This window comes from Bacteroides sp. AM16-24, from assembly GCF_003471885.1.
Classification (GTDB): Bacteria; Bacteroidota; Bacteroidia; order Bacteroidales; family Bacteroidaceae; genus Bacteroides.
The window spans coordinates 177,074-192,782 of record NZ_QRKI01000001.1 but is presented as its reverse complement, the minus strand read 5'-3'; the positions used below and the strand labels follow the sequence as shown (position 1 = coordinate 192,782).

At 43.5% G+C, this 15,709-nt stretch carries 11 protein-coding genes; 7 read left to right on the top strand and 4 right to left on the bottom strand.

Annotation, left to right across the window (positions count from 1 at the left end):
- The first annotated feature begins 7 nt into the window (after nucleotides 1-7).
- The 5 genes from DW182_RS00710 (at nucleotide 8) to DW182_RS00690 (ending at nucleotide 6,847) form a co-directional block, all read left to right on the top strand.
- A complete protein-coding gene (locus DW182_RS00710; protein WP_118294328.1) occupies nucleotides 8-3,040 on the top strand; it encodes an efflux RND transporter permease subunit in 3,033 nt (1,010 codons plus the stop codon).
- Between the two features lie 3 nt (nucleotides 3,041-3,043).
- Nucleotides 3,044-4,333, top strand: a complete 1,290-nt coding sequence (locus DW182_RS00705; RefSeq protein WP_118294327.1) for a TolC family protein — start codon at nucleotides 3,044-3,046, stop codon at nucleotides 4,331-4,333.
- 27 nt (nucleotides 4,334-4,360) lie between these two features.
- The gene (locus DW182_RS00700; RefSeq protein WP_118294523.1) at nucleotides 4,361-5,386 is read left to right on the top strand and encodes a sensor histidine kinase; all 1,026 of its coding nucleotides are present in this window, start codon (nucleotides 4,361-4,363) and stop codon (nucleotides 5,384-5,386) included.
- On the top strand, nucleotides 5,379-6,149 hold the full coding sequence (locus DW182_RS00695; RefSeq protein WP_118216455.1) for a LytTR family DNA-binding domain-containing protein: 771 nt from the start codon (nucleotides 5,379-5,381) through the stop codon (nucleotides 6,147-6,149). The genes DW182_RS00700 and DW182_RS00695 overlap by 8 nt, the downstream gene beginning before the upstream one ends.
- Before the next feature lie 83 nt (nucleotides 6,150-6,232).
- Nucleotides 6,233-6,847 carry a hypothetical protein gene (locus DW182_RS00690; protein ID WP_118216454.1) on the top strand — a complete coding sequence of 205 codons (615 nt, stop codon included), beginning with the start codon at nucleotides 6,233-6,235 and terminating at the stop codon, nucleotides 6,845-6,847.
- 167 nt (nucleotides 6,848-7,014) lie between these two features.
- Here the strand turns inward: DW182_RS00690 and DW182_RS00685 are convergent, their stop codons facing one another.
- Nucleotides 7,015-7,695: a response regulator transcription factor gene (locus tag DW182_RS00685; protein ID WP_118294326.1), complete on the bottom strand. Its 681-nt coding sequence runs from the start codon at nucleotides 7,693-7,695 to the stop codon at nucleotides 7,015-7,017.
- Between the two features lies 1 nt (nucleotide 7,696).
- Nucleotides 7,697-9,232: a HAMP domain-containing sensor histidine kinase gene (locus DW182_RS00680; protein ID WP_044533307.1), complete on the bottom strand. Its 1,536-nt coding sequence runs from the start codon at nucleotides 9,230-9,232 to the stop codon at nucleotides 7,697-7,699.
- A 219-nt stretch (nucleotides 9,233-9,451) separates the two neighbouring features.
- On the opposite strand from DW182_RS00680, the gene DW182_RS00675 reads away from it, so the two are divergent.
- Together DW182_RS00675 and DW182_RS00670 are read left to right on the top strand one after the other, a co-directional pair.
- Entirely contained in the window at nucleotides 9,452-10,315 is an 864-nt protein-coding gene (locus DW182_RS00675) for a GLPGLI family protein (protein ID WP_117691474.1), read from the top strand.
- Nucleotides 10,316-10,533: 218 nt separating this feature from the next.
- Nucleotides 10,534-13,068 (top strand): carboxypeptidase-like regulatory domain-containing protein, encoded by a 2,535-nt coding sequence (locus DW182_RS00670; RefSeq protein WP_118294325.1) that lies wholly within the window; start codon nucleotides 10,534-10,536, stop codon nucleotides 13,066-13,068.
- A gap of 1 nt (nucleotide 13,069) precedes the next feature.
- Here DW182_RS00670 and DW182_RS00665 read toward each other — a convergent pair whose 3' ends face one another.
- Nucleotides 13,070-13,741: a phosphatase PAP2 family protein gene (locus DW182_RS00665; protein ID WP_115501592.1), complete on the bottom strand. Its 672-nt coding sequence runs from the start codon at nucleotides 13,739-13,741 to the stop codon at nucleotides 13,070-13,072.
- Between the two features lie 6 nt (nucleotides 13,742-13,747).
- Nucleotides 13,748-15,625: an LTA synthase family protein gene (locus DW182_RS00660; protein WP_118294324.1), complete on the bottom strand. Its 1,878-nt coding sequence runs from the start codon at nucleotides 15,623-15,625 to the stop codon at nucleotides 13,748-13,750.
- Nucleotides 15,626-15,709: the final 84 nt, after the last annotated feature.

The following is a 15,709-nucleotide window of genomic DNA, read 5'->3' as shown; positions in this document are numbered from 1 at the left end:
AAGCATCATGAAACTAATCAAATATTTCCTGCAACGCCGCTCGGTTACCATTCTCCTGTTGGTACTGGTACTTGCCGGCGGACTCTTTTCATACATCAAGATGGGGAAACTGGAAGATGCTCCTTTCACCATCAAACAGGCATTGGTACTGACTCCTTATCCCGGTGCCTCTCCCTCAGAGGTACAAAGCCAAGTGACGGATGTATTGGAAGAAGCCATCCAGTCTTTAGGCGAACTGTATTACCTGAAAACGGAAAACCGTGCGGGGCTTTCCAAAATCACCGTATATGTAAAGAAAGAGACACGTGCCGATGAGATGCAACAGCTTTGGGATAAACTGCGACGTAAAGTAGGAGATGCACAAAGCAAGCTTCCCGCCGGTGCCGGTCCATCAGTTGTGAATGATGACTTCGGCGATGTATTGGGTGTTTTCTATGGACTGACAAGCGAAGGCCGCAGCTATCGTGAACTGGAAGATCAGGCAAAGCTTATCAAGAATGAGTTATTAAAAGTAAAGGATGTTGCCCGTATCGAAATCTACGGAACGCAAACACCTACGATAGATGTAGTAGTCAGTCCGGCAGTGATGTCCCACAGTGGCATCACTACAGCGGACATAGCCAATGCATTCAATGCCCAGAACAAGGTAGTGGATGCAGGTGGAATTACGGCTGGTACAGGACGTATCCGTATCGAGTCCACAGGTAATTTCTATTCGCTGGACGAGATACGCCAACTCACCATTGTTTCACGTAGTGGAGAGCATTTCCGTCTGGGAGATATTGCCGACATCAACGAAAGTTACCAGACTCCTGCCAGCAACCTGATGCGCATAGATGGGAAACCAGCCGTAGGCATTGCCATTTCCACTGTACCTACCGGTAATGTGGTAGATATGGCAAAGGCGGTTGAAACACGCATCAAAGAATTAAAAAAGAACATACCGGAAGATTTCGAACTCACCTCTATCTATGATCAAGGACATGAGTCTGCCGTAGCCAATCAAGGTTTTATTATCAACCTGATAGTATCTGTTATTACTGTAGTGGCCATCCTGCTTTTCTTTATTGGTTTCAAGAATGGTTTATTAGTAGGCAGCGGATTGGTATTCTCCATTTTTGCTACACTAATTGTGATGCTGGCGGGGGGAATTGCCCTGCAACGTATGTCATTGGCGGCCATCATCATTGCTATGGGAATGCTGGTAGACAATGCCATTGTAGTCTCCGACTCTGCACTGGTGAATATGCAACGGGGAATGCGAAAACGTACATCCATCATGAAAGCATGTTCTGCTACCGCTTTACCCCTATTGGCAGCTACAGTCATAGCTATCCTAACATTCCTGCCTATTTATTATTCACCGCATATCACAGGTGAATTGTTATCCTCTTTGGTAATTGTTATCGGTGTATCACTCATGTTCAGTTGGGTATTTGCACTGACACAAACACCATTCTTTATTCAGGAATTTGTACGTCGTCCGCGACCTTCGGAATTAAAGAGTGAACTATTCTCAGGCCGGGCATACGATTCTTTCCGAAAAGCGCTGCATTTCGTTATTCGTCACCGCTATGCCACAGTAGGACTGATGATTGTATTACTCGTTGTTTCCGCCTGGAGTTTCAAGTTCATCCCAAAAGTCTTTGTACCTGCGCTGGAGAAACCTTATTTTACATTAGACGTATGGTTACCCGAAGGCACGGATATTGCAGAAACCGATCGTTTTGCTTCGGAAATGGCTGATTATATTCGTAATCAGGAAGAAACAGAAATGATATCCACTTACATAGGACGGACGCCGCCCAGATATTATCTGTCTAATGTATCTTTCGGTCCACAATCCAATTATGCACAATTGCTGGTAAAAGCACGGTCTTCCAAAGAAACCAAAGCACTACGCTCCAGATTGCAAGATTCCATTCGTACGCTTTTCCCGGGACCACTTATCAAGGTGAACAAATTCGAACTGAGTCCGCTGACGGAAGCTGTCATCGAAGCCCGTTTCCTGGGTCCTGATCCTGCAGTACTCGATTCACTGGCAGGTATGGCTATCGAGATTATGCGTAGAAATCCCAAAGTAGCGGATGCACGCAATGAGTGGGGCAATATGACACCTATTATCCGCCCTGTCTATGATCCGGTAAAAGCTGGTGCATTGGGTATCACAAAGTCGACCATGATAGAGTCCGTTAAATCTATCAATGACGGGCTGACTGTGGGAGTCTACCGTGACAATGAGAAGAAAGTTCCCGTACAACTTAAATCTGCAGATACTGATATTACCGACGCACAGGGATTGGGGGACTTTTCTGTATGGAACGGGCAGAACTCTGCTCCTTTGTCGCAAGTCACCGAAAAGATTGAAACTGCTTGGGAATGGCCGCAGATGCGTACCTACAACCGACAACTCTCCATGGCAGCTATGTGTGGGGTAAAAGCCGGACATACCATGGCAGAAGTGCACGGTGAAATTCGTCAGGAAATAGAATCGATCCAGCTTCCCGAAGGCTACACTTTCTTCTGGGACGCCCAATACAAGGACCAGCGCGAAGCCATGCAAGCCATAGCCAAATTCTTCCCGTTGGCATTCCTTGCATTGGTAGTCATTCTTGTTGCTTTGTTCGGTAACTTCCGCGATCCGCTAATCATTCTGTGTGTGCTACCATTATCCCTGATCGGTGTTGCTGTAGGTATGCTGATGACAGGGTTTGAATTTGGCTTCTTCCCCATTGCCGGGTGGCTGGGTTTGCTAGGAATGATTATCAAAAATGTGATTGTACTATTGGATGAGATACAGGTACAACGCCGGGCGGAAGTACCTGCCTACACTGCCATTATCGAATCTACCGTATCGCGTACCCGACCTGTACTGATGGCGGCCACTACTACGATCCTAGGTATGGTTCCCCTATTGTTCGACGTGGCTTTCGGTGGTATGGCGGCTACTATTATCTTTGGATTGACGTTTGCAACGTTGCTGACTCTGTTCGTCACTCCGGCACTCTATTCACTGTTTTATCAAGTAAAAAAGAAATAGATTATGAAGAAATTATATATCCTTTTTATTCTATCGTTGTGTGATCCGTTCGCTTTTGGCCAGCAAAGTGCGATGCTGGAGAAATACAGGTCGATGGCTCTTGAATACAGCCACGACCTGAAAGCGGCGGAGAAAAATCTGGCAGCCAGCATTGAACTGGAGAAATCTGCCCGTGCAGACCTGAAACCAAAACTATCAGGCAATGCCAATTTTCAATATACCGGAAATCCGTTGGAACTCAACCTGAACCTGCCGGGTATGGATAACCCACTCCATATACAAGGGCGCGATACCAAATATGGCGCTTCCCTTACCCTACTGCAACCTATATATACAGGCGGGCACTTACTTGAAAGCATCCGCATGGCACAGCATCAACACTCTCTGGCCTCACACCAGAAGGAACAGCTCTTATCCGAAGTCTGTTTTCAAACGGATATTCAATACTGGAATACCGTAGCCCGCCAAGAGATCGTAGGCATTGTTGCAGACTATCGGAACTCTATTGCCTCACTGACTCAAACAATCCGTGAACGGGTGGAAGTCTCGCTGGTTAATCCCCAGGACCTGCTAATGGCTGAGGTGAAACTAAACGATGCTGAATTTCAATTGCTTCAAGCACAAAAAGAATTTGATACCGGATTAATGGCTTTCAATTCCCTGATCGGGTTACCTCTGGAGGAAGCTACTCCTATAGATACAATTATTCCACAAGTAGATACTTCGGACAGTTCGCGGTTGGCACTTGCTATTCCACGTCCCGAAATCAAGATAGCTCATGACCAGATTAAGATGGCGGAGAGTTCACGAAAGCTGAACGATTCAAGGTATAAGCCGCAGCTATATGTAGGAGTAGATGGCAGTTATTCTTCTCCGGGTTATGACTTGCGTGCCGATCTGGATCCCAACTATGCAGTGTATGCCAAGATCAGCGTACCTTTGTTTGAATGGGGAAAGCGACGGAATGAGAAACGGGCTTCCAACCAAAAGATAGGTATGGCAAGAGACAATCTAAATCAGATTCAGGATAAAGTCGATCTGGAAATACAAACTGCCCGTCTCTCCCTGTCACAGGCATTAAGTCAGGTACAGCTAAGCCAGCAATCGCTGAAGAAAGCTCACGAAAACGAACGCCAAGCCATGGAACGCTATAATGAAGGCGAGATATCCATTGTAGAGGTTATTGAAGCGCAGACTTACCGGCAAAACGCTGAAATAAACCATGTACAAGCCAAAGCTTCCGCACAAGGACAGTACTCGGCATTAATAAAAGCATTGAACCAATATAAATGATAAGTGGAAATTCGTAACTTTGTACTTATGAAGTGGAACACTCTTTTATACAGCCTACTCTTTTCAGGATTGGGAATTTTCTCATTTCTGCTGTTGGCTAATTATACAAATCTGACTCCGCAAGTTACGAATATAATCCACACACCGGGTGCATTCTTTTTTGTCGTTGCCACTTTCAATATATTGGGATATTGCACCCTTCGTATCAGTTCATGGATGAACCGCCTATATTCCAACAATTTGCGCTGGAAGTGGAAGTTCATAGCGGTATATATATCTGTAATGCTATTGTTTCTACTGCTGAATTATGGTCTGTTAGTGACTGCCAAGTTAATAGGAAGAGCTGATAATCCATTCACTTTCCAGATAGGAGGAGTACGTATTTTATTAGTGGTGTGGTTGGTAGAACTTGTTATCCTGGGATTGTTACTTGCCAATCGCTCCATTAAGAACGCCCTCCGGCTGCAACAAAAAGCAGCACAATTACAGAAAGAGAATAACGCAGCCCGATATACCGCCTTGCAAAATCAACTGAACCCTCACTTTCTCTTTAATAGTCTGAATACGTTGATAGCCGAGATAGAATATAATCCGGCAAATGCCGTACGCTTCACACGAAATCTTTCGGATGTATATCGCTATGTACTTCAATCGCAGGATAAAACCCTGATTACATTAGGTGAAGAATTAGAATTTATTCACTCCTATCTTTTCCTGCACGAAGTCAGATTAGGCAATTGTATCACCTGCAACATCACAATACCAACCGAAGCTATGGAATATCAACTTCCCCCACTCACCCTGCAGCTATTAGTGGAAAATGTCATTAAGCACAACTCCATCAACAGCAATAAACCTATGGAGATTACGGTATACATCACCGATCACTTTCTGGTGGTCAGCAATCCGATACATATCAAGAAGAGCGACATAAGTTCGGGAGTAGGCCTGCAGAATCTATCGAACCGTTGCAAACTAATGATAGGTACCGACATTCTTATCAATAACGAGAACCAAATATTCACTGTAAAAGTCCCTTTAATCTATGAGTAAACTGACTGCTGCCATTATAGAAGATGAAGTACCCGCCGCCCGCCTGCTATCTTCTATCATCACACGGTTGCGTCCCGACTGGGAGGTTACCGTATTACCCGGAAGTGTGGAAGATGCCATCGCCTGGTTCAAGACACAGCCTCATCCGGATATCCTGTTTCTGGATATTCAGCTATCGGATGGCAATTCATTCGACTTCCTCACTGCCGCACAACCTTCTTCATTGATTATCTTCACAACAGCCTATGATCAATATGCCATCCGTGCCTTCACCGTGAACAGCATAGACTATATATTGAAACCTGTAGATGAGAAACGTCTACTGGATGCCATTGTGAAATATGAAACCTTGAAAGGAAAAGACTATAAACAAGAGAATTACATAGGAGACTTGATTCAAAGTCTGCAAAAGCAGGAAAAGAGTTACCGTACCCGCTTCCTCATTGCCGGAGTAGATAAATTCTGGGCTTTGCAAGTCAGTGATATTGCCTATTTCTATTCAGAAAATAAGATCACCTTTGCCGTCACAAAAAGCGGACAGGAACATATTATAGACCTTTCCCTTACCCGACTTGAAGAACAATTGGACCCTCAACGTTTTTTCCGTGCCAATCGTCAGGTTATTGTCTGTATTGATGCCATAGTGCATGCAGCACCCTATTTTAACGGGAAAATAATACTTCACGTGAAACCTCCTCATAAGGATAAGATAACGGTGAGCGAAGAAAAAGTGTCTTCTTTCAAGCTATGGCTGAACTTTTAACAGTAATAACAGCCTTCATTCCAAATAATTATCATACATTTGGAGTTCTATTCACAATATGGACTAACTAAAGACTGAAAGATATGACACAAATTAAAGAAATTCTAAAGACAGGACTATTTGCAATAATAGTACTCTGCAGTAGTGTAGCATGCAGCAATGATAATGAGATCAAAGATACAAGCTACACATTTGATGGCATACAATGGGCTATGCTTTATGATGATAAAGTTGAAGAAACAATAATAGATGTAACGCCGGAAATTTATGAAAATGGGAGTTCATCTACAATAACTGTTACAATGGATCCAGCCATGGACTATGAACAAGTCTCTCAATTTTATTATGATGATCCAAAATACTTCCAACTTTTGAACCAAACAGTCAATGAAGTAAGCATCCCTACCGGTAACTTAATTTTTGATGATTTCCGCTATCTCTCTGGAGGACAAACAGTACCTTTTACACTTGAAGAGTATGCCTATCTTTCCGACAATCATGTTGAGGAGAGTATAACAGTGCCTCCACACTGTACTCTATACTATGATGCTACTATTATTAAACGTGAAGTAACTGCTACATACCGAGCTTATTTCATTGGTGATGAAACCAATGAACGGATTGAAATAACAGGTAAGTGGAAGGGTACTTTTTACAGAAATAATGAAAGTGTAATAAGAATTGAAGAAATAAAATAAACAATCCATATAGTTAGGGAATATTCAATAAAACTTCCTTTATATATTATCTTTTTGACACCTTATATTTTTAATGAACTACAAATGCCTTAATGGCTAACCAAGCAGACTTGGTACAGATTCGTACGACTTTATCACCGATTGCAGTCATCAAAGGCTGATTCATGTCAGCCTTTCAATACATAGCCTTTCTTCATCAACGATTCTATCTTCACCGAAGAGTCGTTGCGAAGTGCCTTGCGCAAATAAGTAATCTGCACGTTCAGCGCCAGAGAGTTTGCATAAGAGGTACTGCTCCAGACTGTATTCAACAACAAGTCACGGTCTACAGACAAATTAAGGTTCTTCGCCAACAAGCGGAGAATCTCTGCCTGACGGGAAGTAATAAGCACTTTATTATTTCCCGTTCGTATTTCATTGGTACTGTAATTGAAGACAGACTGGCCGAAATGATAAGTCTCCTCCTCCACCGTATCGGAAAGCTGTGAAGTGAAACGTTCACGAATACGGGCTATAAGTTCTTCCGGATAAAACGGTTTGGCAAGATAATCATTCGCACGAAGCTGGAAACCTTGCAGACGGTCGGCCTTATCACTACGGTCGGAAAGAAAGAATATGAGTACATGCTTATCCGTCTCGCGGATACGTTCGGCAACTTCAAAGCCATTGTGACCGGGCATATTAATATCAAGTAGCACCAAATCTGGTTTCACAAGAGGAAATTGCTCGATAGCAATGCTTCCATTCCCGGCATAAGTTACCTCGTAACCTTCTTTTTCAAGAAAGCGCTTCAGCAGCATTGAGTATTTCAAATCATCGTCAGCAAAAAGTATCTTCAAAGGTTTCATCTTATTGAGGTATATTAATTTCTATTGTCGTTCCCTTACCCGCCTGACTATTTAAAGAGATAGTCCCATGGTGTGCCTCTACCAGCAATTTTACATAACTCAGACCCAGACCGATACCCGGCAATGAGCGGTCAGGAAGATTACTGCCCCGGTAGAATTTATCGAATACACGATTCTGTTCGGAAACCGGAATGCCGATACCATCATCAGATACCCGTATCATCAACTGATGATCTTGCAAAAGACAATCTACAACGACGTGCACAGAAGTACCTGAATACTTCACAGCATTCTCTATCAGATTACTGATGATGTTGGAAACGTGTACCGGATCTGCCGTCACCAAAGTCTCCGTACTGAAATGTGTCTCAATAGAAACATCTTTATCCTCCGGAATATGACAAAGTCGGACAAGCTTTTCCAGACTCGCTTTTATATCGAACGTACGAACAGAAAGTTGTGTATGTTCATCATCGGCACGCGTCATATCACGCAACTTTGAGAGATAGGCCGACAGATTATCCAGTTCGGACATAGAATCATGGATCACTTCGTCCATTGCTTTCTCATCCATTCGCAAAGACTTGTCATTCAGGAAAGCAATACACATTTTCAGAGCCTGTACAGGCCGTTTCAATTCATGTATCATGGTGTTTACAAAGCTTTTTCGCAATTCGTCGATCCGGCGTTGCTTCAGGATGGTTTTTATCTGAAACAGCAAGCAAAGCCCTAATAGGAAAATCAGGCAGATACTGCCGGATAACTGCCACCCCATACGCACAAGTACTGCATGAGGCGAAACCTTCACAGTAACAAGAAGCAACTGATGTTTCAGGGGATTATAGGGATAGCTTACTTCGATGTACGGATTGAATAAAGTGCCTTGCCGCTTCAGTTCGGCATTCCACTGGTAAGTGGAATCTTCAGAAACGACCAGATGCGTAGTAAACATTTGTTCGTCCAAACGTATGGCAAGCAAGGAATCAAATTGCTGCAATGCAAAAGGTATATCCAACTCTAAACGATAAAGATTAATAATAGAGTTCAAGTTAGGAGCATCTTTATCGGACATATTGATCTTGAATGAATCCTTCACAATAATCCGTTCTTCCGGCAAAAGGGTATCTAACGCCAATGCCCATTCTCTGCGCTTTGCCTCTCTCTCTTTATCATCCGTACTGGCAGAATCCTGCTGCTCTATTTTGAGGGTTTCTATATTCACCTGTCCCACGCTCTCTAGCTCCCGTCCTTTCAGAACCCCTAAAATTAATTCGTCGATAGTGGTCCGCGCTTCCAAATCAATAGATTTACTCAGTTGATAGAAAAACATATTACTACTACTAAGCACCTTCTTGGGCTGGGGAGCACGGATAGAGTCATACTGTTGGGTAGTCTGCAAGATGCGATCATAGATATCATTGATCTGTTCATCATTCATGTACTGGTATTGGTTACGTAGCCAGTAAGCCTGTCCGCATGTAATGAGCAGCATCGCTACAATGGAGAATATCCAAACTATCTTAATCCGTCGTTCCATAATTGTTCCTCTTTTTAAGGCCTCTTTCAAAAGGACCTTCATTTGGTACCGGCAAAGGTAGAAGTTAGCTTGCAAATATAAGTACGTGCGAGGCAGATATTATACGCCGCGTAATATTTCAGTAATAACTTTCGCCCTCTTCTGAAGCAAAATCCGCATAGTTTTGCAGTACAATAATCGCTGGAAGCAGTATGTCAAACTTCTAAAAATGTAAAAACTATGAGTGCAAGAATTATTTTCCTCAATCTGTGTCTCGCCATGCTATGCGCATCACAAGCAAAGGCACAAATTATTGTTTCTGATGGAACGAAAATACAGAATGATACCATCGGCGAAGCACAACTCCTTGTGCAATATGAAACGCGCTGCATCATCAATCCGGAGAAACCGGAAAATGTTACGGAAGAAACCATGATGCTGGAAGTAGGCAAAAATCTCTCCAAATTCTACAGTTACACCAAGTATGTATGCGACTCCGTACTGGCAGTGGATTTTGCCAACAAAGCCTCACAGGAAACCATCAATGAACACCTGAAGCAATATGGGCAAAGCAAATTGGGTGAACGTACCTTCAAAGGCTATCCCAGTGGAAAAGTAACAACCCTCGACGAAGTGGCAGGCATGACACGCCTGCGTTGCGAAGAAGCGGAAGAACATCCACAGTGGAAGATACTGGCAGAAAACGATAGTGTCCTCTCCTACCTTTGCAGCAAAGCCGAATGTCAATTCAAAGGCCGGACATGGACGGCATGGTTTACTGCAGAAATCCCCGTCAGCGAAGGTCCCTGGAAGCTTTGCGGACTACCCGGACTGATACTAAAAGCCGAAGACAGTGAAGGGCATTATTCATTTACCGCTGCCGGTATGGAACAGTGCCACACATACAGACCCATACTCTTCGATGGAAAGAAGCACGAACCGATGAACCGCAAAGCATACAACAAAGTGCACGAACGTTATTATGCCGACCCGGTAGGATTTATCACCGGAAGCATGCCGAACGTCACTGTTACTATAAAAGATGAACATGGCAATGCAACCAAGAACCCGAAGAATGTTCCTTATAACCCGTTGGAACGATAATATTTCTCCACACCCGTAATCGTTCGTGAAATCTGTTGCATACTGAATGCATTTCAGTCGTATACTGAACCCTATTCAGTCGTATAGTGAATGCCATTCAGTCGTATACTTAAATAACCTCTTTTTTACATACTGATAATCAACAAATTACGAAAGCACCGTATTTGTATAAAAATTACAACAAGCCTCGATTGCCAAATAATCAATTATTGTAATGTATGAATAAAAAAATTACTATTCTATTTTTTCTGTTTCTCTTTAGTTTCTTGTCGTCTACCCACGCCCAGACATTGAAGGGCAAGATAACAGATGCAGAAACCAATCTACCGCTGGAGGCAGTCATGATCAGTGTATTACGCGGAAACACAATGATAGACTATGCACTAACCGATGCTAAAGGGCAATTTTCTTTACCGTGGAAGCATAGCGGAACGCTGCAACTCAATATCTCTTTGTTAGGCTATAAAAGAGAAATGCGAAATATCAATGCGGCAGGAACCCTGAATCTCAGCCTACAACCGGAAGCTATTGTGCTGAAAGAAGTACAGATACGTCCGGGACGCATCAATACCCGAAAAGATACGGTAAGATATGATCTGGCACAGTTTGCTTCCTCTAAAGATGTGCATATCAAGGATGTATTGAAGAAACTTCCGGGCGTGGATGTCGATGAAAATGGACAAGTTAAGTACAAAGGGAAAGCCATCGACCACTACTTTGTAGAGGGAATGGACGTCACTGGCGGACGCTACAACCAGATCAACAATAACCTGAGTGCCAAAGCTGTGAAAACGGCTGAAATCATGGAAAACTGTCAGTCCGTAAAGGCCCTGAAAGGAAAGATTAACTCTGAAGAAGTGGCTCTGAACCTGAAACTCGATCCGAAAGCGCGGGATCAATGGATAGCTAACACTACACTGGGCGTCGGATGGAGCGATGACAATGATAAACTCTTATGGGAAGGCGGGCTGAATGCCCTTCAACTGGGCAAAGGCAAGCAGAGTGTCTACAATTACAAGACGAATAACAATGGCAAGGACCTCAGCAACGAACAGACAATATTGACAGGAAGCGGTTGGCAGGAAGTGCCACTTTCCGGTTTTCTAGCACAGCCGGGCATCAGTGCACCGTTGGATAAAAAACGCTTATTGTTTAATGAGACGCACACCCTGAATGGCAACCGGATGTACAAATGGAATGAAGATCGCAGTTTACGTATGCAAGCTGGATACACTCATGACGTGATCCGGCAACAACGGGGAAATACGCAAATCTATTATCAGCCAACGGATACCATACAAATAGATGAAACTTATCATTATCGCCTGAGAAGTGATGCCGCCAATCTGGAACTTCGTTATGAAGATAACAGCAATCGCAACTATATATCCAACCGCTTCACAATGGATGGGGAAATAAACCATGGTCGTTCGGAAGAACTCAGACAAACTCTACGAACTTCCCGGCTGAGTGCGGGAAATTATTTCAATCTTATCCGGAACCGGGAAAATAGTACCTGGGAATTCCGCTCGGCAACGCAGTATGCTTACCAGCCCGCATCTTTATTACTTGAAGAAGGAAAAAGCAAATTCAATCAGCACAGTTTCTATACAGATAATAGTGCGGCATATCTGCGCAAGTACAACGGCTTTACCCAGCAATACAAAGCAGGAATACAAGGGGAACGGGCTACTATGAAGTATATTCCGCCTACACAACCTAATGACTTCAACGCCTCTAACCTGTCATTGTATTTCAACCCCTATTTCCAGTTGCAACGGGGTAAATGGCTGGCTACACTTTCACTGCCCCTAAAAGCACAACGATACTTCTCACAGCAACGATCATTCCTATTATTCAATCCGTCCACGTATTTGCGTTACAAACTGGATTACCATTGGACGTTCTCTCTCTATGGCAGCCTGAAACGTTCGGCAGGAGATTTCTCCGACCTATATCCGGGACTTTACCAAACCGACTACCGTACCTGGCGAAGCGGTAACGGCCTTTTTCCAACGAGCACTACGCAGACTTATAATCTCTATGGTGAATATAAAAATACCGTGCAAGAATTCTTTGTCACAGCCTCGCTGACCTACAGTCGCAGTAATCGGAATACCCTCTTTGAGCAAAGTGTTTCTGAAAATGCAATTGTCTACACCCAACGTGAGCTGCCGAATCACAGCGATAGCTGGAACCTCAGCAGTACCTTGTCCAAAGGCATATACGACTGGCATCTGAAAACCTCTCTTACCCTGCTGCTCAGTCGTAGCAACGGGGAGCAACTTACGCGCCTGACTGATAGCGACCAACAAAGTCTTTTGCAAACTTACCGTTATGATTACCTGAAAGCAGAACCTAAGATTATATGGTCGCCCGCAGATCTCTTTGAAGCAGAATATCATGCGACATTGGGGTATGGCGGTAGCAAGATAGGAAGCGATACCCGCCTCAGCCCATTGCTGGACTTTGTACAACGGCTACATCTCACATTCAGCATTGGACAAGTAGACCTGCGCCTTTCCGGCGAACATTACCGGAATGATTTAGGAGAACATACACATCTCAATACTGTGTTTGCAGATGCATCCCTTATCTATAAAAGAAAAAAATGGAGATTGGAAGCAAGTCTCAACAATCTCTTCAACAAGAAAGAGTATGCTTATACGACGTATTCAGCCACACAAAGTTATACTTCGCGACTGAATATACGCCCGAGGGAAGTCATGGCGACGGTAAATTATCAGTTTTAATCTATAATACCATTACTGCGGAATAGATGAGTATCCCCAATATTGTTAATCCTCCAACCAATATCGGAGCATAAATATGGGGAACTTTTTCCATTGTCTTATGTCCGCTGACTTTCTGAAAAAGGCGATATACGATATATGCTGCAATCAATCCGATAAGTGTACCTGCCAGAAGATCACCCGGGAAATGTACTCCCAGGTAAATGCGTGAATAGCAAGTCAGCAGTGCCCATCCCATTATAAATACGGTGAGCCATCGCTTACGGAAAAGGAACCAGATAAAGAATGCCAGTCCGAAAGTATTGGCTGCGTGGCAAGAAGGAAAGCCATAACGCCCACCCCGATAACCATTTACAATGTGCACCATATTGGATATCGGATTTTCCAGATTAGCCGGACGAAGGCGCTCCACATAAGGACGTATCAACGTTGCACCTGTCTGGTCAGCAATGGTAATGACGAGTGCTAACCCAATCATACAGAACAAAGTCACTTTCCAGTGGAAATTGCGCAGCATGACATACCAGATAGCAGCATACATAGGCACCCAAATCCATTTACCACTATATGCACTCATAAAATAATCAAAGAACGGACTGTGCATCCGGTTGATGGAGAGGAATATATCAGTATCAATATCGACTACCTGATTCAAAATGTCTAATAGCATCATCTTGTTTTATCTTTTAGCAATGTCATCATACAATTTCTGTAAATAAGCCTTGCCCGGCAGCAAGTTCCCTCCTTTCGCAGTGCCTTCATCTACTGCTACAGCATCTGCTTCACAGTTAAATATCAGCAGGTTTTCCGGTGTTACCATACCGAAAAGGTCCGGAACTGCAAAAAAAGCAAAATGAGGAGAAGCAGGATTCAACATGTCTTTGCTGAATACAAACTTCTGATGAGGCAAGGATAATTGTGCCAACAGAGTAGCAGCAATATCATGTTGTGAACCGTACACATCAATACGTCTTGGTTCGCTAATTGCACCGCCAACCAATAACAGAGGTATCTGATAGCGGTCTACCGACTGATTATTCAATTGTTCGGGATATGCTCCCAGATGATCGGGCACAAATACTATTACCGTATTCTTCCACTGCGGCAATTCACGAAAACGCTTCACAAAGTCACCTACACAACTATCAGTATAGGCAAAAGCATTCAAACGATCATTCGCCAGACGACGATAGGGAACCTCAAAAGGCTCGTGACTGCTGGAGGTCTGCAATACCCGGTAGAACGGACGGGCATTATCTGCCATAGTTGTATCCGCCGCTTCAGCCTTTATATCTTCCAACAGACGATTGAAAACAAGATGATCGTGTGCGCCCCATTTACTTAAACGCTCTGATACGGAGAAATCCTGATCCGAAACAATGCTTTCAAAACCGGAAGACATCAGGTAAGAACGCATATTCGTAAAGTCGGCATCACCCCCATAATAATATTTGGTACGGTATCCGGCATCACGCAGGCTACCTGCAATAGCAGGAAGATTCTGGGTCTTGCGAGGGTACTTCATAATACTGGTGGTAGGCTGTGCTGGATAACCGCTCAGAATGGATACCAATCCACGGTCTGTACGGAAGCTATTGGCAAAAAAGTTCGTAAAGAGAACTCCTTCACTTGCCAGGCTGTCCATCTGCACGGCAATATCCGGCTCGCCACCCAGAGTAGTCATCAACTTGGATGAGAAACTCTCCAGTATGACGAAAATAACATTCGGACGTTCTGTTTTGAATAAAGCTGTGCGCAAAGTATCAGGAACTACCACAGTACTATCCAGTACCTGCGGATCTACCAGCTTCTTCATCAATTCATCTGCCTGTGCCGCTTCCATAAAACGGTATTGTTTACTGAAATCTTTTTGCTTGGAAAGAGATTCCATCAAGCTGAATGCCGGATTGATAGCTGCATGGTTCAGTCGCTGGTTAGAACTGAAATAGGCTTTACCGGTATTCATTGTAGAAACGGTGAATCCACCGCGGATAGGAATAAAAAGCAGGGCAGTCAATAACAACATGACACCCGATACGGACAGGCGGCGATAAGGTAACTTCAGCCCCCTCCAAATGCCTCTCTGTACCCAAAGGAAAATGACATAAAGTAAGGATGCATATACGATCATGGCTATTATTCCACCTATCATCTGCCATATATTCATACTTGCAAATGCATCTTTAGGAGAAGAGAAGAAATAGAAAAGCGGCGTGGCATCCAGACGGAACCCCCAATACTCATATAAACCTAAATCAACAATGAAAATGACAGCGAGTAAAATAGCAATGAAGAAATAATAACCATTCCAGATGCTGCGGAGCGTCTTGGAAAGTGTCCAGGCGGACGCAATAAAAAGTAATCCGGGGATAGCCGTTAGATAGCCAGCCAGCGAGAGGTCAATGGGTAAACCATTCCAGATAACCAGGAAGGGATCTGTCCAGGAAGTACCTGCATACAAAGAACTGTAGTAAAGTATAAATAACGGTTTCTGCAATATAAAGATACAGACGAAAAGGATGTACGTCTTTATCAATCCTATAAGCCTTTCTTTCATCAGCTTTTTCTTGTTTTATATTTATATTGAGCACAAAAATAGTTGTTTTATTCTATTTTTCGCGAATATTGTTCAAGAAAACCG